The sequence below is a fragment of the Emcibacteraceae bacterium genome (assembly GCA_041396985.1).
Lineage (GTDB): Bacteria > Pseudomonadota > Alphaproteobacteria > Sphingomonadales > Emcibacteraceae > Pseudemcibacter.
In genome coordinates, this window is the sequence record JAWKXO010000002.1 from 666,906 (window position 1) to 685,458 (window position 18,553).

Below are 18,553 nucleotides of genomic sequence, written 5' to 3' on the forward strand. Positions count from 1 at the left end.
GAAGGCTAAAAAATGCTTATTATCGTTATCGCAATTTTTATAACACTAATCGTGATTATCAATAGCTATAAAAAAATCGATAATTCAGTAATCAAAGAACAGGATATTATGAAAACGGCCATACCGGCAATCATTGCTCTTGGTTGTGTAATGCTCAGAGCCAGTTATTTTGCACTTCCGGATGAAGGCATGGTCAGTCAGGAATATCTGAATTACAGAAAGTTTTTATTATGGGCTTTTATTCTGTTGATGGGCTATATCATCAGGTTCGGTATTTTTAGCGTAGTTTATATTTTTCGCGACCGCGCATAAATTTACTTTTCATGATGTGTGTTTTTTTCTTTTTTCTCAAGTTCCTCTGCAATATCATCCTCTTCAAATAATGCACGGTAGCTTGCACCTTCCAGATCATCATACTGATTATGATTGATTGACCAGAAAAATCCGGCAAGTCCTAGCAACCCTAAAAAAAGGGCGGCGGGTATCAGATAAATTAATCCATCCATTTGACGGGCCTTAATTAAGGTTCGTGACTACGATAAAGCTTTTCAAAATTCAATCTAAGTGCATTAGCTGTGACGACAATTGATGAAAGTGACATTGCAATTGCAGCAATCAGCGGTGTTAACAGTCCTGCCGCTGCAAATGGTACCGCAATAATATTATATATTGCTGCCAGGGCAAAATTCATAAAGACCAGTTTGCGGCTCGAAACAGAAACCTGATATGTGCGGACAACCGTTTCCAGTTTTTGTGACTGAAAAATAAAATCAGCGGCATTCTGGCTGATCTCTGAAGCAGATGAAGGTGAAATGGAAACATGTGCCGCGCGTAGGGCAGGGGCATCGTTAAGTCCATCGCCAACCATGAGAATTTTATCTCCATTGGCTTTCATTCTTTCAATGACCTCAATTTTATCCTGTGGTTTACAGGAATATTTGTAACGGCTTAATCCTAGTTCTTCTGCAGCCTCCTCGACAACGTCCTTGCGGTCCCCTGAGAGCATTATAACTTTCATTTTACGACGCAAAAACCATCCGACCACATCGTGGGCGTCCCCACGCATACGGTCTTTGAAGCAAAACAGAACCGGCTTTGCCCCTTTGACAGATAGCCATAATTCGCTATAGCGGTTATTGGGAAGATAGCTGGCATGGATGCCGCACCACTCACGATTGCCAAGTCGTACTTCAAGATTATTAATCGTTGCCTTTAGACCCATACCGGGCTCTTCATAAATTTCGCTTTTTGTTGCAATTGTGGGAATATCACGATCATGGCAGGCAACAATAAGTGCCCGGCACAGTGGGTGGCTGGAAGTTTTGGCCAGGCTTGCTGCCAGTTCAAGATTAAATGGCGTTACATCTTCATCATCAAAATTGGCAAGTTCGGGCTGACCCAGTGTCAATGTTCCGGTTTTATCAAATATGACGGTATCAACTTCGGCCAGTCTTTCAAGTCCGTCTGCGGCTTTGACAAGTACGCCTGATTTAAAAAGGCGGCTGGAGGCAACCACCTGAACGACAGGCACAGCCAGTCCCAGCGCACAGGGGCAAGTGATTATAAGCACTGCTATGGCATTAATCAGGGATGCTTCCCATCCTATATTTGAAAGAAAATACCATCCGAGAAAAGTAGACAATGACAGAAGGTGAACCAGCGGGGCATAAATCGCGGCAGCGCGGTCAGCGAGCTTTACATATTTTGCCCGGCCCTGTTCGGCCGTTTCCATAAGTACAATGATTTCATCCAGAAGGGTATTTCCTGATGTCGCGGTGATCTTGATATTTAAAGTGCCGTTTAAATTGATCGTTCCGGCAAAGACTTCGCTATCTTTTTCGACTTTTGCCGGGATTGTCTCGCCCGTTACGAGGCTGGTATCAACATCGGACATGCCGCTTATAACTATGCCGTCTGCCGGAATTTTCCCGCCGGGGATCACCTGGACAATTTGGCCTGGTGAGAGCATTTCGCTTGCGACGTCTTCAGTATTCCCGTCTTCATGAAGCAACGTTGCCTTGGAAACTTTATAGCTCATCAGGTTATGGGCAACACTCCTCGCATGACTTCTCATTTTCTGATCAAGATACCGACCTGTCAGTAGGAAGAATAAAAGCATTACAACAGCATCATAATAGGTATGATCTGTCTGCATATAGGTGCCAAAAAGGCTCATAGCACAGGTCAGAATAACAGCCAGAGAAATCGGAACATCCATATTAAGACGTCCACCTTTGAGGGCACCCCATGCTGATTTATAAAAGGGCATTCCTGAAAAAACCGCAGTTGGCAGAGCAATAAGGGCGGAAACCCAATGCATCATGGTGCGTGTTGTCTCATTCATGTCATCACCGCTCCAAACGGAAACGGATAACAGCATAATATTGGCTGAAGCAAAACCAGCCACACCCATTGCATATAGAAGCGAACGTGCTGTTTTTTCACCTTCTTTATCAATCTGGGACGTGTTGAATGGGAATGCCTTGAACCCAATTTTTTCGAGCGCTGAAATAACCTCTTCGGAATGTTCAACAGATGTGTCAACATCAGGCCGCCATTCAACGGCAAGCCTCTGGGTGCTGAGATTGACCCGGGCGTTTTTTATTTTTGCATTTTCGCTGAGCGTGCCTTCAATTTCACGAATACATTTTGGGCAATGAAGCCCCTCAACAACAAAATGTTCTATTTTAAACATTTTTTGCAAAGATTGATCCATGTAAGGCGTCCTTATTTAACCAGAATTCTGTCTTCTAGCTTATAAATAAGGTTATTTTGAGATTTCACAACAACTAAAATTTCCCATTGTCCTTTTAAAGGCAATTTTATTGGCGCCGCATAAACACCATCTCCAATATTTTTGAGCGTGACCTGCTGATCGTATCCTTCTGTGACAGTTCTGATGAATGTTGCTGTAACGTCTGCCGGTGGAAGGCTATCCTGTGGCCTTTCAATGGTCACTTCAAACCGGCCTTCAGTAAGTTCAGGCTGGTCCGTAATGCTGACTTTCCAACCCGAGCTGGCCTGTGCCCGTGCACTTTCAATTTCTCGGTTATAATTAAGGCCTTTGACATAGGAATTTTCAGTTGAAAGACCTGTCCATGTATCAAGGGCGAAATAAACCATGATGCCGTTTGCTGCAAAGACGAATATAAAAAACCCTAAGAACCATGCCAAAATTCTTTTTCCTGTGTAAGGTTTTATGTCAGTTGTCATATTCTTGGTCCTTTAAATGAAGTTGTCTGTACGTCTTCTTCATCACCACCCAGTTGCTTTACTCTAATGGTAATATCGACACTATCATCATTCAGCTCATTTCGTGGGATGGCAACATATAGTTTTAATGATCTTAACTTATCTCTTGATACTTTTACGATCGGTGAACCATCTGCGGCAAATTCATCGGCATCTTCTGTTCGTAATGTAATACCGTTTATACCGCTTACTTCTACGATATACTTTTGCTCAGCGGTTGTTTTATTCATAATTTTAATTGTATATCCGTTGCGAATGTCCCCGGATGCCAGCTGAACGAAAAGAGGGTTTCTGTCTCTGAGAATGTTTACATCTATCATCGATCTGTTTAGCAAAGTATAGAGCATGATAGATCCGACCAGAACGAGAATAGCGCTATAGATTATCGTTCTGGGGCGCACTATTCTGAACTTGTTCTCCTCTCCTTTTTTGCGACGTTCAAAATTTTTCAGGCTGTCATAGGCTATCAGTCCCTGTGGCCGGCCAATTTTTTCCATTACACTATTACAGGCGTCTATACAAAGAGAACACTGGATACATTCAAGTTGAAGTCCATCTCGGATATCAATACCCATAGGGCAGACAACAACACATTGTCTGCATTGTACACAGTCGCCACGGCCTTCCCAGCTTTCGTTCTTTTTATGAGGGCCTCGTGGCTCTCCTCTGTCATAACGATACATGACCGCCAGTGTTTCCTCGTCCATCATAACGGCCTGAATTCGCGGCCACGGACACATATAGGTACAGACCTGTTCACGGGCGATACCCCCAAGAACATAGGTAAAGGTGGACAGAAGTCCCATCCAGAGGTAGGCATCAAATGATGCCTGATTATGAATAAGCTGGTTAAAAAGTGTGGGGGCATCGGAAAAATAAAATACCCAGGCCCCTCCCGTGAGAAGAGCAATTATAATCCATACGGTATGTTTAAGAACCCGTTTTTTTATTTTATCAAAAGTCCAGGGTGAATTTTCAAGGCGGATTCGGGCATTGCGGTCGCCTTCAAAAAATCTTTCCACAGCAATAAATAAGTCTGTCCATATGGTTTGCGGGCAGGAATAACCGCACCACATTCTACCGGCGGTGGACGTCACCAGAAACAGGGCAATCCCTCCCATTATCATCAGGCCCGTGACGTAATAAACTTCCTGTGGCCAGATTTCTATGAAAAAGAAATAAAACCGACGACCCGCAATATCAATCAGCACGGCTTGATCGGGCATGCCTTCACCACGGTCCCATCTTATCCAGGGGTAATATAATAAATGCTGAGCGTAAAAAGCATCATAAACCATTTTATGGTTCTGAATTTTCCTTTTGCACGTTGTGGAAAAATCTTTTTGCGTGGAGCATAAAGGGATCTATCTTCCGCCTTGTTGACGGCCTCTACATCTGCGCGTTTGACGACCTGATCGTCATTTTCAGAAACGGGAGTTTCGGCATTCTTAAGATCACTTGACATGATTTATACCCTGTTAATTCGGATTATGTCATGGACGGGATTATCTCCCAAAATCCGATCCATGACGAAATCCCTGTTTTATATTAATGTTCCAAAATTATTCACCGCCACCCAGACTGTGAATATAAAGCGCCAGACTCTTGATTGTCGCTTCATCCAGACGCCCTGACCAGGTTGGCATGACGCCTTTCCGACTGTTAGAGACAATATCAATCATACTGTCGCGGTCAGTTGCATATAGTGTAATGGCATCAGTCAGGTTTGGTGCGCCAAATTCACGCAATCCCTTGCCGTCTTCACCGTGACATAAAGCGCAGTTATCGGCAAATAGGACCCGGCCACTTTCTGTTGCTTTTACTGCCCTGTCAGAAAGACTCTGCACATATGTAACCACATCCTCAATTTCAGCTTTGGTAAGCAGTTCATCCTTAAGAAAAGCTGGCATGTCATTCACGCGTGTTTCTTCGTGTGTACTGCGAATTCCATAACTGATTGTGGTATAGATATCTTCAAGTGTACCACCCCATAGCCAGTCATCATCATTCAGGTTTGGATAACCGGTAAAACCGGCGGCACCCGTACCATGGCAGGGGGCACAGTTATCTCCGAAAGCCGCCTTTCCGCCAGCAAGAGCAAAGGTATTGAGAGCATTGTCACTTCTGATTGTTTCAAGATCCATTGCTCTTATTTTATCAAGTGTGATGCTTCTTTGCTGGGCAATATCATCCAGTTCAATATTCAACCTGTCCCGGTTTGTTTCACCGAAATAGCCTTTATAATAGTCTGTTATAAGAGGCCAGGAGGGATAGAAAAACTGGTATATGAAGGCCCAGATACAGCAAACAACGAAGGTATATACCCACCAGCGCGGCATTGGGGTATTCAGCTCCTTAATGCCATCCCATTCATGTCCGGTGGTGTCAACACCACTTACTTCATCTATTTCTTTTTTTAAATCTGACATGATTATTCCTCATCCAATAGGCTTTTTGCAGCATTGTCGAATTTTTCTTTATTAGAAGGCCATAAGGCATAGGCAACCGCGATGACGAACATAGTCATCAGAAAAACGGCACCCCAACTTTGTGAAAAGCTTGATATTTCTTGAAATGTCATTTCGCCCTCCTAACGGTTATTTTCTGATTCATCATAGATTGAAAAATCTACGAGGGTGCCAAGCATCTGCAGATAAGCGATCAGGGCATCCAGTTCAGTGATTTCCCGTGGATTGCCGTCAAAGTCCCTAACCTGTGCTGATGGATAACGTTCCATGAAAGCATCATAGCCGTCACTATTTTCATCCAACTGCGCTTTTAGGTCTTCTACAGCATTTTCAACCTGCTCATCTGTATAAGGCACACCAATCATCTGGTTGGTTTTAATGTCCAGTCCAATAGTTTCATAGGCAAGTTTTGTTTCAGCAAGAAACGGATAGCCAGGCATAATAGTTTCGGGAACAACTGAGCTTGGCGCATTAAGATGCTCTCTATGCCAGTCATCGGAATATTTGTTACCTACCCTTGCCAGATCAGGACCGTTTCTTTTCGATCCCCAAAGAAACGGATGGTCATACATACTTTCCGCGGCTAGCGAATAGTGTCCATAACGTTCCACTTCGTCCCGGGTTGAACGGATCATCTGTGAGTGGCAGGTATAACAGCCTTCACGGACATAAATGTTCCGACCGGCCAGCTCAAGCGGTGTATAAGGACGAACGCCTTCCACTTTTTCAATCGTATTTTCCAGATAGAATAATGGAACAATTTCCACCAGGCCACCAATTGACACCATAATGAGAATTCCAACGAGTAAAAGGATGGAATTTTTTTCGAAAACAGCATGTTTATTTAATAATTTCATCTCTCTTACTCCTATTCACCGAGGGCTTGTGCGGCAATTGCCTTGGAAATATTTTCCGGAGATTCCTCGCCGGCTGTATGACCAAGAATAGTACGCCATAGATTATAAACCATCACCAGACTTCCAACGATGAACAACAGACCACCGATTGCACGGATGATATAATATGGCTGCATGGCAGCGACGGTTTCTACGAATGAGTATTCCAGGAAACCAAGATCGGTATAGGCGCGCCACATTAGCCCCTGCATAATCCCGGAAACCCACATTGCACAAATGTAAAGAAGAATGCCAACAGTAGATATCCAGAAATGGATGTTGACCAGTTTCAGGGAGTAAAGCCCTTTGCGACCCCATAACCATGGAGTAAGACAATAAATCGCGCCGAAACTTACATAGGCAACCCAGCCAAGAGCTCCAGAATGAACATGACCAATCGTCCAGTCTGTATAGTGACTAAGACCATTTACGGCTTTGATTGACATCAGAGGTCCTTCAAATGTGCTCATCCCATAGAAAGCAACTGAAACCACTAGCATCTTAAGGACTGGGTCGGTTCTGAGTTTATCCCAAGCCCCTGATAAAGTCATAAGACCGTTGATCATACCGCCCCATGAGGGCATCCATAACATGACGGAAAATGTCATGCCCAATGTTTGTGCCCAGTCAGGCAGCGCTGTATAGTGAAGATGGTGGGGTCCAGCCCATATATAAAGGAATATCAATGACCAGAAATGCACAATTGAAAGCCTGTATGAATAAATTGGCCGTTCTGCACGTTTCGGTACAAAATAATACATTATTGCAAGGAAGCCGGCTGTCAGGAAGAATCCTACAGCATTATGGCCGTACCACCACTGGGTAAGGGCATCCTGAACACCGGCAAATAAAGTATAACTTTTTGGCTCAACCAGTGAAATTGGAAGTGTTGCATTATTTACCAGATGTAACATTGCAATGGTAACAATGAAAGCAAGATAAAACCAGTTGGCTACATATATATGTGGTTCTTTTCGGCGCCAGATTGTGCCGAGAAAAACGAGTAGATAGACAACCCAGACAATTGTAAGCCATAAATCCACATACCACTCCGGTTCAGCATATTCTTTCGATTGGGTAATGCCAAGAAGATATCCCGTTGCTGCCAGAACGATAAAAAGCTGATAGCCCCAGAATACAAACCATGGAGCGATTTCTCCGGCCAGACGCGCTTTGCAGGTTCTTTGTACAACATAAAAGGATGTTGCTATAAGAACGTTGCCGCCGAATGCAAAAATCACTGCCGAAGTATGAAGTGGACGTAACCTGCCGAAATTGGTCCAGGGCATGTCCATATTCAGAACTGGAAATGCCAGTTCCCATGCCAGGATATCGCCGACAAGAAATCCTGCAATGCCCCGAAGCATGATGCAATGACACCATATTTAACAATATTATTGTTATAATAAACGCCGGAAGGCGATGGCTTTTGGTTCTCGTCATTTATTCGTCCGCCAAGGTTAAACAGGGCGACAATGCCTGCAAAAAAGGCGATTATTATAATAAATGCATGAAACTGCATGGCTGCAGAAGAAGTCTTTCCGGCAATGAGTAGTGCCAGAATTATGCCAACGGCCAAGCAAATTGTCGTCAAAGACTGGGAAAGTCTGCTGACAACTGGTGGATTATTCTGATAGGTCATTTTTAAACCCGTTTCTTAGATTAAATATTGTTTTAAAGAGATATTATAATCTCTCCCCTCCACGATCCCATAATAATGGGATACTACCTGAGTAGGCGTTTCACGGTATCAATTCATTGACTTAAGTCAAATATCCATAATTGATTTATATAAATCTAATAGAAACACACTTCTCATGGTGGATGGCAGTATAAGTGGTTTTGATAATAATTAAAATTGTAGTTTTCATTTACGTGGTTTTTACACTTTATATATAGGCTAAATTTTTATTGAACATTTAAACGTGTTGTACATGAAAAAAGTAACATGGTCGTTAAGGAGTAAAAGTATGATTGGTAGTGAAAGTAATATGAGTAAGTTTCCAGTAAAAGGTGATTTTGAGTATAAACAAGAGTTGGCACAACAATTAATCAAACGATTTGGAGTAGCAACAGCTCGACAAACCTGTATCCAGAATAAATGGGATGAAGTATTACAGGCTGTGAATATGGTTAGGGCACATTCCTGAAGTAATTTACTTATAAAATTATAAATTCATGTTGATTGGCTATGTCCCGCATGAATTTATAGCTATTTTATATAATCTTCGGGATTTTGCTATTGCTCGTGGGCATGGCGATTTGCCCGAATCTCTATTCTTTAAAATATCATAAACTTAGAATTTAATTTTTAATATTTTAAGTGTAATGATCACATTTTCGTCATTTTTTCATGATAATTATGTTATATTATTTCTGTAATAATATAATCAATTTTAGATTTCGAAAATAATTTAACTATCCATAAATAAAGAATTTTTATTTAAAATCATCTAATAATTCAGCATTATTTAATACCTTAAGCTTACTGCAAAAATGTTTTTTTTTGAGTTTGTTACGAAGGAAGTCTTGAAATTGAAATGTGTTTTAGATAGTGTTTGCGCAGTCCGAGGTATTTGCTCCGTAAGGGCACGTGACTGCGTATTTATTTAAGTCGATAAAAATAATCAAAACGATAAATTAAATATTAGCTCTGGTTTTAAGATATAATTCACATTATGATTAAAAAACCGTAAAGATTTTAAGTAGAATTACTAAAGGGAATGAGTAAGTGATGGGGATAGAGGAAATAGGTAGGGGCAATTCAAGTGCCCGAAGCCAAATTAATCTTGAACAATTATTTGTTCACTCACTTTGTATATTAAATAACGCCACATTTAGTGGATCAACCATAACAACTCAAAAAAAGCTGTAGGAAGACGCATGATTAAGCATCGAGTAAGAACGATTGTTCTTTCCGCCGTTGTTGCAGCAGGGTCCATATCATTGGGAACCTCTGCGATGGCGCAAACTGCATTAAACGATGTTCTTGATGAAGGAATGTCCGCTAACAAAATTGCCCAGGAATCGCAAGCGCGAGTCAATGCAATTGTTGACGATACTGATAAGATTGTAACTGAATATAAAACTGTTCTTAAAACAGTTGACGGTCTTAAAGTTTATAATGCTCAAATGGAAAGGTCCATTGAACGCCAAATGCAGTCAATGGAAGAATTAAGAGCTAACATTAAAAACGTGACAAATATTAAGCGTCAGGTAGAGCCACTTCTGGATAGAATGGTAGATGGACTGGAAGACTTCATTAATAATGACATCCCATTCCAACTCGAAATACGCTTGAAAGGTCTTGGGCGTGTTAAAGATCTGATGACTGATCCTAACGTTGATGCCTCCGAAAGATTTCGTAGCGTGTTTGAGCTTTATCAGATTGAAAGTGACTATGGTCGCGTATTCCAGGGATATAAGCAAAATATGGTTGTTGAAGGCAACGAAAGAACAGTGGATATGGTCATGGTTGGCCGTGTTGCGCTTTTATATCAAACAACAGACGGTTTGATTTCTGGTGCCTACAACAAAGCAACAAAAGAATTTGAAGTTGTCGACCCGGCGACTTACAGAAAATCAATTAGGCAAGCGATCCGCATTGTTAACGGACAAGCGGCGCCGGATGATCTACTTATATTACCAATTCCTGCACCGGAGAAAGCACAATGAGGAAATTAATTTCGATTGCTATCGTCTTAGCATTTAGCGGTATTGCATCATTTGCAAACGCACAAGAGGCGAGAAACCTTGATGAGCTTCTTGAACTTGTTCGCCAAGGTAAAGTTAATGAAACTGCTGAATATCGTCAGCGTGAAGCAGAATTCAGAGCTGCAAAAGACAGACAGTCTGCTCTTCTTTCTCAAGCAGAGGCAGAACAACGTTCTGAAGAGCGTCGTTCTGACACCCTTGAAGCACAATTTAACAGCAACGACGAACAACTGACTAGCCTTCAGCAAGACTTTACCAATGAGCTTGGTGCTCTTAAGGAAGTTCTTGGTGTTCTTCAGTTGGTTGCTGGTGATACACGTTCAACACTTGAAACTTCACTCACTTCAACACAATTTGAAGGACGTGAAGAGTTTATCACAACTCTGATTGAAAAAACGTCTTCAGGTACTCAGCTTCCAAGTATTGAGGAAATTGAGCGTCTTTGGTACGAAGTGCAACGTGAAATGACTGAACAAGGTCGTGTGGTTACTTTTGATCGTCCAGTAAAATTACCTGATGGATCAGAAGTGGTAGAACCGGTAACACGTGTTGGAGTATTCAATATTTCTTCAGATGGTAAATATCTAAGATTTTCACAAGGTCTTGTTTCTGAACTTGACCGTCAGCCTGAGCCACGCTTTACGGAATCAACAACTGCTTTGCAAAATGCTGCCGCAGATTCAATGGCTCCATATGGTGTTGACCCTTCAAGGGGTTCAATTCTTGGTCTTCTAATTCAAAAACCAGATATTTTTGAACGCGTAAGCCAAGGTGGTACTATCGGTTATCTGATCCTTGTGGTTGGTGGTATCGGGATGCTGTTTGTTCTTGAGCGTTTTATTTACCTCACAGTTGTAAATGGAAAAGTGAAAGCGCAAATCAGATCTGATGTGGTTAACGAAAATAACCCTCTAGGTCGCGTGTTGGCAGTTCATGAAGCGAATAAAAACGCAGATGTAGAAACACTGGAGCTGAAAATTGATGAAGCTATTCTTAAGGAATTGCCAAGTCTTGAACGCTTCCTGACATTGATTAAACTGATTGCGGCGATCGCACCACTTATGGGACTGCTTGGTACTGTGACTGGTATGATCAACACCTTCCAATCAATGACACTCTTCGGAACAGGTGATCCAAAACTTATGGCCGGCGGTATTTCGACTGCCCTGGTGACTACAGTTCTTGGTATCGTTGTTGCTCTTCCTACGCTTTTCTTCCATTCTATTGTGAATGGCATGAGCCAAAGAATTGTGCACACAATCGAAGAACAAAGTGCTGGTATCATTGCCGTTCACGCAGAACAGCATAGAGGAGCATAATCATGTACTTAAGCCTATTAGATGCATATGAACTAGTTCGCGACTTTATGGAAAGGGGAGGCCCGGTCCTTCTAGTGATCTTTTTCACCATCTTGATATTATGGGCTATGGTTCTGGAGCGGTTAATTTATTTTAAAACCGCTCATAACCGCCAAGTGAATGAGGTTATGGGTACTTGGGAGGCGCGCAGTGAGCGCACCTCCTGGTATGCCCACAAAATTCGTGAGGCCATGATTAGTCAAATTAATATGGATCTTCGAGGATCACTCTCACATATTAAAACACTGGTTGCAGTAATTCCGCTTATGGGGCTGCTAGGAACAGTGTGGGGTATGATTGAAGTTTTTGACGTGCTCGCTGTGCTAGGCTCAGCAAACGTGAAAGCGATGTCTGCGGGTATTTCGAAAGCTACAATTCCGACAATGGCGGGAATGGTAGGCGCCCTTTCAGGTGTGTTTGCTTCTTCTTACATTGAAGGACGAGTTAGAAAAGAAGCAGAATTGGTCGAAGATCACTTAACAATGGATCATTAAGAGAAAAAAAATGCGTAAACACTCCACAAGAAATCAAGATGAAGCAGCAATTGATATGACACCGATGCTTGACATCGTGTTCATTATGCTGATCTTCTTCATTGTTACCGCTTCTTTCCTAAAAGAAGCAGGTATCGAGGTACACCGTCCTGAAGGTGCAAGTGCAGTATCCCAGGATAAAGCTAATATTATGATTGCTGTAACATCAGATGATGAAATCTGGATGGAAAAACGCCGGATCGATATTCGTGCTGTTCGTGCCAATGTTGAGCGCCTGAAAGCTGAGAACCCAGAAGGTTCAATAGTAATTCAGGCTGATATTGACAGCTCAACTGGCGTGATTGCAGAAATTATGGATTCACTCAATCAGGCAGGTTATACTGACCATGTATTGTCAACGGAACCTAAATAAACAAACAGGAGTTTAATTATGATTGCTCGTTACGCTATTTCGTTTACTTTTGCTGCAATAATAACATTCGGTTTGTTTTTTGGCATGCAGTGGCTGATCGCGTCAAACCAGATGCCTGTTCAGGATTCTGGTGAGAGAATTCGTGTGCAATTAGAGCAGGTAAGGGACGTTCAGGAAGTTCAAAGGGTTGATCGTAAGCCTGATGCTCCTGCTGAAGTTCAGGCTGCGCCTGAAATGAGCATTGATATGTCATCCTCATCCGATAGTGTTAGTAATATCAGTGGAGGTGTCGAAATTGGCGCTCAGGCAATGGAAGTGGCTCCTATTGAAACTGGTGGAGGTGGATTCTCTGCGACGGATGGTGAATTTCTGCCAATTGTTCGTGTGAATCCTCAATATCCTGCACGTGCAGCGGAAAATGGAATCGAAGGGTTTTGTACAGTTGAATTCACTGTAACAGCACAAGGTACTACAGAGAATGTTATAGCTATTGAATCTAGCCATTCAATGTTTGAAAGACCTGCTGTTAAAGCTGCTGAAAGATACAAATATAAACCTCGTGTGGTTGATGGGGAACCGATTCCTGTTACGGGTGTGCGCGTGCGCATCGAATTCAAATTAGACGGCAATTAAAAAGGGTATATGAATATGAGAAATTTTAAACGACTTTCTAAAACTCTTTTAGCAGCAACAGCATTAAGCGCTGTAATTGCAACGGCGTCACTTTTGCCAGGACAAGCTATGGCGCAGCAACAATATCCGCTTGCGTCACCGGAAAGAGCAGCTGCTGCAGCCGCTGCCAATAATGCCCGTCCAAAACTAAAGTCCGTAGCCGGAATGGATGAAAGGTCTGCTAAGAAGCTGAATGAGGTTCAGGGACTTATGAATGCTACGCCTCCTCAGTTTGAAGAGGCTGAGAAAATTCTTAAAGATCAGGATCTTAGTCGCCTTAATTCAAGCGAAAAGGCAGCTTTTCTGCAACTGTTAGCAGCCGTTTCACAAAATAAAGGAGATATGGATGCTGCAATGGGCTATTACAAGCAAATACTGGCAATGGATACAATTTCGAATGTTCAGAGAGATCAAATGACATTCATTGTAGGGCAAATCGAATTTTCAAACGGAAATATTGATACTGCCCTTCAATATTTTGATGAATGGTTCAAATACCAGGCTGATCCATCCATTACAAATATTGTTATGTTAGCAAACGTCCATTATGCAGCTGGTATGGAAGAAGGTGCACCACAAGCAGAAGCTAATACTCATTTCAGAACTGCTATTGAGTTTTTAAACTGGGCAATTGATAAGTCCAAAAAGGAAGGCAAAGAAGATCAGGAAAACTGGTATGCTGTATTACGTGCACTTCATAACAGTCTTGGTGAAACAGAAAAAGTGCTGGAATATGCTGAATTGCTAGTCACCAGATGGCCGAAAAAAGCATACTGGACACAGCTTTCTGGTCTTTATGGTCAAAAAGCTTCAGAAGAAGGTTTGCCCGAAGCAGAAGTGAGAAAATATGAAGATAAGCAGTTTTCAGCTTTTGAAGCGGCTTACCGTCAAGGGATGCTTGACTCTGGTCGTGAGCTGGAAACAATGGCTCAATTATATTTATATCACGAAAGTCCTTATCAGGCTGGCAAGACAATTACCCGGTCATTAGATGAAAATCTTTCCGAAAAAACCCAAAGGAATTTGGAATTGCAGGCAACGACCTTTATCAACGGTAAAGATTATGCTAAAGCTGTAGCGCCACTTGCGGCTGCTGCAGAGATGGCTGATGATGGAAATTTGTACATGCGATTGGCAAATATCTATCTTACTCTTGACAGTTACCAAGAAGCTGCAACATCTATAGATAAAGCTCTGGAAAAAGGTGGATTAACTAGACCAGATCAATCAAGCCTTTTGCAAGGCCAAGCTTATCTAGCTCTTGAACAGTTTGATAAAGCACGGGCATCCTTCCGTGAAGCTGCTAAAGATAAAAGATCAGCCCAGATTGCGTCACAGCTTTTACAATATACAGATTCTGAAGAGAAAAGAATTAAGGATATTAAAGAATATCTTTCATAAGCTACGCTTATTATTCTAAGTTTGAAGCAGGGTGGAATTATTCCACCCTGTTTTTTTTGAAGTAAATTTTCAATTTTTTATTATACGTCAACAAGATACCTCTTGTTTACAATTTCTATAAAAAAGTATATAATGATAGTAACGCTTAAATATGAATAGCGTTGCCTTGGTGGACGTCCCTAAGGATCTAGCGTATCCGGCTAAAAAATATGATTTAAAGCTTAATCAGGATACGGAAGAGATGCTTTTATTCTCGGTATAACCAACACAAGAATATAGGAGACGTATCATGCCCACTCAATTTGCAGTTTTTTCACGTTATTTCATATCTTTTAATGTTGCGGCAATAATTACATTTGCCTTGTTTTATTCAATGCAATTGTTGGTCACAAATGGGCAATTACCTGTGGTAAAGCAACAGGTCAGAACGGTTATTGATTTGGGAAAGGTTAGAGATAAGGGGCCCGTAGACAAGAAAATTGATAAGCCAGAATATATGGATACAAATGATAATCCACCTCCAGTAATACCTAATATTGGCGAGGGTAATAATGATAGAATTTACGATCTGCCAACAATAACAAAGCTAGATCCAGTTAAGCCCGTTGTTAAGCCAGGAGGGAATGTTTTTGTTCCAGAAAGCGACTTTCTTCCAATAGTGAAAGTCTCTCCCCGCTACCCGGAGGATTTGGCTTCTAAAGGGATAGAGGGATATGTAAGACTTAAATATACAGTGACAGAGAATGGTAATACAAAAGATATCGTTGTTGTTAATTCTTCACATCCAGGATTTGAGCGAAGTGCAGTCATTGCGGCAGGGAAGTTTAAATTCAAACCCAGGGTTATAGACGGTGAAGCCGTTGCAGTGTTTGATGTTTACAATCTGATAGAATTTAAACTTGCAGAGCAGTAACAAAACCTCCCATCAGTAAGGGTGCTTTTGGCACCCTTACTTTTCTTTTCATGAAATTATGACAAATCTTGATTGCGATGGTTAATTGTTCTATCGTAACTGCATTAAATTAATAGATTATTTTTTCTTTCTTAAACAACAATGAGATCCGGAAATTTTAATGGGTACACTCGTAAATATCATACTCATACTAGGTAATATAATTATCGCTGTATTTGCTTCTGTTGTATTACCTGGAATATTCCCTGAGTTAGGTGTTTTGGGTGGACGTATAGTGGGAGGGGGAATATTTCTGCTTGGTCTTCAGCTTCACTTAATGCTTTCATTAAGAGCGAATAAAGAGGATGTATCTGAGCGTCTTATGTCACTTCACCAGGACTATCAGGTTTATCAGGATCAGCTTGAGCAGTATAAGGATGAAACGATTAAACTCAGAGAGCAAGTAAAGGCAAATGAGCACGGTCATAATAAAGAGATCGTCAATGAAATGCGTCTATTGCAAACTCTTCTCAGTCAGGTAGTCGAAAAATCAGGAAAAACCCTGTCTCATACACTCGGTCATGCCGGCACATCGCAATCAACAGAAGTTATTCACGGAAGCGATCGAGAAGCGGATGAGATACTGAACATCATGCATTATGCACTGGAGGATAATCGCATTGATCTTTATCTCCAGCCGATCGTCGCACTTCCATCGCGTAAAGTAATGCATTATGAAGCATATTCAAGAGTACGTGATGATAAGGGAGAAGTCATTTTCCCGTCTCAGTATATTAAATTGGCTGAAGATTCAGGACTGGTCAGCACTCTCGATAATCTGCTTCTATTTAGATGTATTCAGGTCATTCGCCGTTTGGGGACGAGGAAACCAAATATGCGGTTTTTCTGCAATATTTCATCTGTCTCCCTGAATGATAAGGATTTTTTCCCACAGTTTGTTGATTTCATGTTGGATAATCAGGAACTTGCCGACAGGTTGGTTTTTGAATTTACCCAACAGGATGTACAAAGACAGCCCAATATAATTTGGGATAAACTGGCTAGTCTTGGCAAACGCGGATTCCGTTTTTCTATGGATAATGTGCAAGTACTCAGTCACGATCATTCGGATTTGGCGGCACGTTATTTCCACTATGTAAAATTAAATCCTGATCTTCTATTGGCAGATAATATTGATATCGATCGTAACGACATTAAAGAGTCATATAAACGCTATGATATTGAAGTCATCGTTGAGAAAATTGAAAGTGACCCAACGCTCGTTGAAATACTTGATTGTGGCATTGATCGTGGTCAGGGCTATCTGTTTGGTGAGCCCGTACTGAGCAGTGATATCACCAGCAAACTTTAACTTTAATTACGTATTAACCAAACAGACTATCGATATCTTCCTGTGTAGTTTCAAAAAGATCGTCATCATTGATATGTTTCTTTGCCTTATTCTCTTTGGCGCTTGAAATGTCATCCTGTGCACTGGATTTAGCAGACGTTTCAGGTTCTATGCTGGTATCAATTTCGAAATCATCGGAAATATTTTCCAGGGCATTTTCTGAAATTTCTTCAGTTGATTCAAAAATATCTTCTTCCATTGCTTCTACTAAAACATTCTCTTCGCTAAACTCAATGTCATCTGAAGTTTCTGTATTAATTAAATCATCAAAATTTTGTTCAGTATCGTTTGTGCTTTCCGGGTTATTTGTTGCCACATTTTCCAGTAACGAATCAATCTCGCCCTGATCTATACCTTCACCGGCAAGAGCGGGACCATGAAGCAGGTCGGCGTCATCAATCTCCTCATTATTTGGGTCAAGAATCGGCTTGGCATCTGTCGGTGTTTCAGTTTCAGTGGAAATTCCAAGAATGGTGATAAGTTTACCTACACGATCTTCTACGTGATTAAGTGTTTTAACAACTTTACTGATCCGCTGGCCGGTAATGTCCTGAAATGAACAGGCTTCAAATATTTTCATTACTTCGGTATTTACGTGATCTTTATATTGATCAAAATCGTCACTTTCAAAGCTCATTAGATCTTCTGCCGCCTGCATGATCGTATCAGTGGCAGATTCAGTTGCTTCAACTATGGCATCAAGTTCTTTTCCGGCACGTGGAATGCCTGCACTGTCTTCACCATCTGGAGAGAGAGATGAAATTTCCGTACGGGCATCTTCAATATAATCGGCCAGATCCTGACATTCACGGTAAAGTGTTAGATCTATTGATTTAAAATAGCTTTCCAAAGAACGCATAAGGACTTCTGTTACAGCCGCGACATCAGGCAAAGCAATAGGCAGATGATCGCCAGAACGCAATCTGTCTACCAACGGTTCAATATGATCTGGCAATAATCCTAAAGACATTAAAACTCTCCAAGCACGCTAATGAGCTTGGATTTCAGGGTCGCTGCATTAAATGGTTTTACTATATAGTTATTAACGCCTGCTTTTTTCGCTGCAATAACGTTATCTGTTTTGGATTCTGCTGTGACCATAATGAAAGGAAGGGTTTTGAGCATATCATCCGAACGAACTTCTTTTAAAAGCTCATATCCTGTCATCGGTTCCATATTCCAGTCGGAAATAACCAGATCGTAGCTTTTGCCGCGTAACTTATTTAAAGCCTCGGCACCATCGGTTGCTTCATCAACATTATGAAAGCCAAGCTGTTTAAGCAGGTTACGAATAATTCTGAGCATTGTTTTATAGTCATCTACTATTAAGATGGATAATGACATATCTACGGCCATTTTGTTCCTGTCCTTATTTATGGTTTAACACATACACTGTTGGCTATATTTGTTATAATTTTGCCAACGAATATACCCAAACTAGCCACAGAGCCTAAAAAAAGAGTTAATAGAATGGTTAATGAAGTAAATATTCTTAAAAATATACCTAAATTATAAATAAATAAGCATAAAAATTACTATAATTAACATCGGACTTGCATTAGTGTGTAGGCTTTGTCATCTAT

General features: G+C 41.3%; 22 protein-coding genes. 10 read left to right on the plus strand and 12 right to left on the minus strand.

Annotated features, from left to right (window positions below):
* The first annotated feature begins 12 nt into the window (after nucleotides 1-12).
* Entirely contained in the window at nucleotides 13-312 is a 300-nt protein-coding gene (locus R3D86_07765) for a hypothetical protein (protein MEZ5758101.1), read from the plus strand.
* Nucleotides 313-314: 2 nt separating this feature from the next.
* Here the strand turns inward: R3D86_07765 and ccoS are convergent, their stop codons facing one another.
* From ccoS to R3D86_07815, 10 genes are all read right to left on the minus strand, one after another.
* A complete protein-coding gene (gene ccoS, locus R3D86_07770; GenBank protein MEZ5758102.1) occupies nucleotides 315-506 on the minus strand; it encodes a cbb3-type cytochrome oxidase assembly protein CcoS in 192 nt (63 codons plus the stop codon).
* A gap of 14 nt (nucleotides 507-520) precedes the next feature.
* Nucleotides 521-2,716, minus strand: coding sequence for a heavy metal translocating P-type ATPase (locus tag R3D86_07775; protein ID MEZ5758103.1), 2,196 nt, complete (start codon nucleotides 2,714-2,716; stop codon nucleotides 521-523).
* Nucleotides 2,717-2,727: 11 nt separating this feature from the next.
* Nucleotides 2,728-3,213 (minus strand): FixH family protein, encoded by a 486-nt coding sequence (locus tag R3D86_07780; GenBank protein MEZ5758104.1) that lies wholly within the window; start codon nucleotides 3,211-3,213, stop codon nucleotides 2,728-2,730.
* The gene (gene ccoG / locus R3D86_07785; protein MEZ5758105.1) at nucleotides 3,210-4,550 is read right to left on the minus strand and encodes a cytochrome c oxidase accessory protein CcoG; all 1,341 of its coding nucleotides are present in this window, start codon (nucleotides 4,548-4,550) and stop codon (nucleotides 3,210-3,212) included. Before ccoG ends, R3D86_07780 begins: the two co-directional genes overlap by 4 nt.
* Nucleotides 4,499-4,717, minus strand: coding sequence for a hypothetical protein (locus R3D86_07790; protein MEZ5758106.1), 219 nt, complete (start codon nucleotides 4,715-4,717; stop codon nucleotides 4,499-4,501). Before R3D86_07790 ends, ccoG begins: the two co-directional genes overlap by 52 nt.
* Before the next feature lie 97 nt (nucleotides 4,718-4,814).
* Nucleotides 4,815-5,681, minus strand: coding sequence for a cytochrome-c oxidase, cbb3-type subunit III (ccoP, locus tag R3D86_07795; GenBank protein MEZ5758107.1), 867 nt, complete (start codon nucleotides 5,679-5,681; stop codon nucleotides 4,815-4,817).
* Between the two features lie 2 nt (nucleotides 5,682-5,683).
* The gene (locus tag R3D86_07800; protein MEZ5758108.1) at nucleotides 5,684-5,833 is read right to left on the minus strand and encodes a cbb3-type cytochrome c oxidase subunit 3; all 150 of its coding nucleotides are present in this window, start codon (nucleotides 5,831-5,833) and stop codon (nucleotides 5,684-5,686) included.
* Nucleotides 5,834-5,842: 9 nt separating this feature from the next.
* On the minus strand, nucleotides 5,843-6,577 hold the full coding sequence (gene ccoO / locus R3D86_07805) for a cytochrome-c oxidase, cbb3-type subunit II (GenBank protein ID MEZ5758109.1): 735 nt from the start codon (nucleotides 6,575-6,577) through the stop codon (nucleotides 5,843-5,845).
* 11 nt (nucleotides 6,578-6,588) lie between these two features.
* On the minus strand, nucleotides 6,589-7,983 hold the full coding sequence (gene ccoN, locus R3D86_07810) for a cytochrome-c oxidase, cbb3-type subunit I (protein MEZ5758110.1): 1,395 nt from the start codon (nucleotides 7,981-7,983) through the stop codon (nucleotides 6,589-6,591).
* On the minus strand, nucleotides 7,914-8,258 hold the full coding sequence (locus R3D86_07815) for a hypothetical protein (protein ID MEZ5758111.1): 345 nt from the start codon (nucleotides 8,256-8,258) through the stop codon (nucleotides 7,914-7,916). The genes ccoN and R3D86_07815 overlap by 70 nt, the downstream gene beginning before the upstream one ends.
* A 328-nt stretch (nucleotides 8,259-8,586) precedes the next feature.
* On the opposite strand from R3D86_07815, the gene R3D86_07820 reads away from it, so the two are divergent.
* From R3D86_07820 to R3D86_07860, 9 genes are all read left to right on the plus strand, one after another.
* The gene (locus R3D86_07820) at nucleotides 8,587-8,766 is read left to right on the plus strand and encodes a hypothetical protein (GenBank protein MEZ5758112.1); all 180 of its coding nucleotides are present in this window, start codon (nucleotides 8,587-8,589) and stop codon (nucleotides 8,764-8,766) included.
* Between the two features lie 733 nt (nucleotides 8,767-9,499).
* Nucleotides 9,500-10,291: a DUF3450 domain-containing protein gene (locus R3D86_07825; protein MEZ5758113.1), complete on the plus strand. Its 792-nt coding sequence runs from the start codon at nucleotides 9,500-9,502 to the stop codon at nucleotides 10,289-10,291.
* Complete coding sequence (locus tag R3D86_07830; GenBank protein ID MEZ5758114.1) at nucleotides 10,288-11,649, plus strand: MotA/TolQ/ExbB proton channel family protein; 1,362 nt, start codon at nucleotides 10,288-10,290, stop codon at nucleotides 11,647-11,649. The genes R3D86_07825 and R3D86_07830 overlap by 4 nt, the downstream gene beginning before the upstream one ends.
* A gap of 2 nt (nucleotides 11,650-11,651) precedes the next feature.
* A complete protein-coding gene (locus R3D86_07835; GenBank protein ID MEZ5758115.1) occupies nucleotides 11,652-12,182 on the plus strand; it encodes a MotA/TolQ/ExbB proton channel family protein in 531 nt (176 codons plus the stop codon).
* A gap of 10 nt (nucleotides 12,183-12,192) precedes the next feature.
* The gene (locus R3D86_07840; protein ID MEZ5758116.1) at nucleotides 12,193-12,594 is read left to right on the plus strand and encodes a biopolymer transporter ExbD; all 402 of its coding nucleotides are present in this window, start codon (nucleotides 12,193-12,195) and stop codon (nucleotides 12,592-12,594) included.
* 18 nt (nucleotides 12,595-12,612) lie between these two features.
* Complete coding sequence (locus tag R3D86_07845; protein ID MEZ5758117.1) at nucleotides 12,613-13,227, plus strand: TonB family protein; 615 nt, start codon at nucleotides 12,613-12,615, stop codon at nucleotides 13,225-13,227.
* 15 nt (nucleotides 13,228-13,242) lie between these two features.
* Entirely contained in the window at nucleotides 13,243-14,667 is a 1,425-nt protein-coding gene (locus R3D86_07850) for a hypothetical protein (protein MEZ5758118.1), read from the plus strand.
* Nucleotides 14,668-14,956: 289 nt separating this feature from the next.
* On the plus strand, nucleotides 14,957-15,580 hold the full coding sequence (locus R3D86_07855) for an energy transducer TonB (GenBank protein ID MEZ5758119.1): 624 nt from the start codon (nucleotides 14,957-14,959) through the stop codon (nucleotides 15,578-15,580).
* A 160-nt stretch (nucleotides 15,581-15,740) separates the two neighbouring features.
* Nucleotides 15,741-16,931 (plus strand): EAL domain-containing protein, encoded by a 1,191-nt coding sequence (locus R3D86_07860; protein MEZ5758120.1) that lies wholly within the window; start codon nucleotides 15,741-15,743, stop codon nucleotides 16,929-16,931.
* 13 nt (nucleotides 16,932-16,944) lie between these two features.
* Here the strand turns inward: R3D86_07860 and R3D86_07865 are convergent, their stop codons facing one another.
* Together R3D86_07865 and R3D86_07870 are read right to left on the minus strand one after the other, a co-directional pair.
* A complete protein-coding gene (locus R3D86_07865; GenBank protein MEZ5758121.1) occupies nucleotides 16,945-17,940 on the minus strand; it encodes a protein phosphatase CheZ in 996 nt (331 codons plus the stop codon).
* Nucleotides 17,940-18,326, minus strand: coding sequence for a response regulator (locus tag R3D86_07870; protein ID MEZ5758122.1), 387 nt, complete (start codon nucleotides 18,324-18,326; stop codon nucleotides 17,940-17,942). Before R3D86_07870 ends, R3D86_07865 begins: the two co-directional genes overlap by 1 nt.
* Nucleotides 18,327-18,553: the final 227 nt, after the last annotated feature.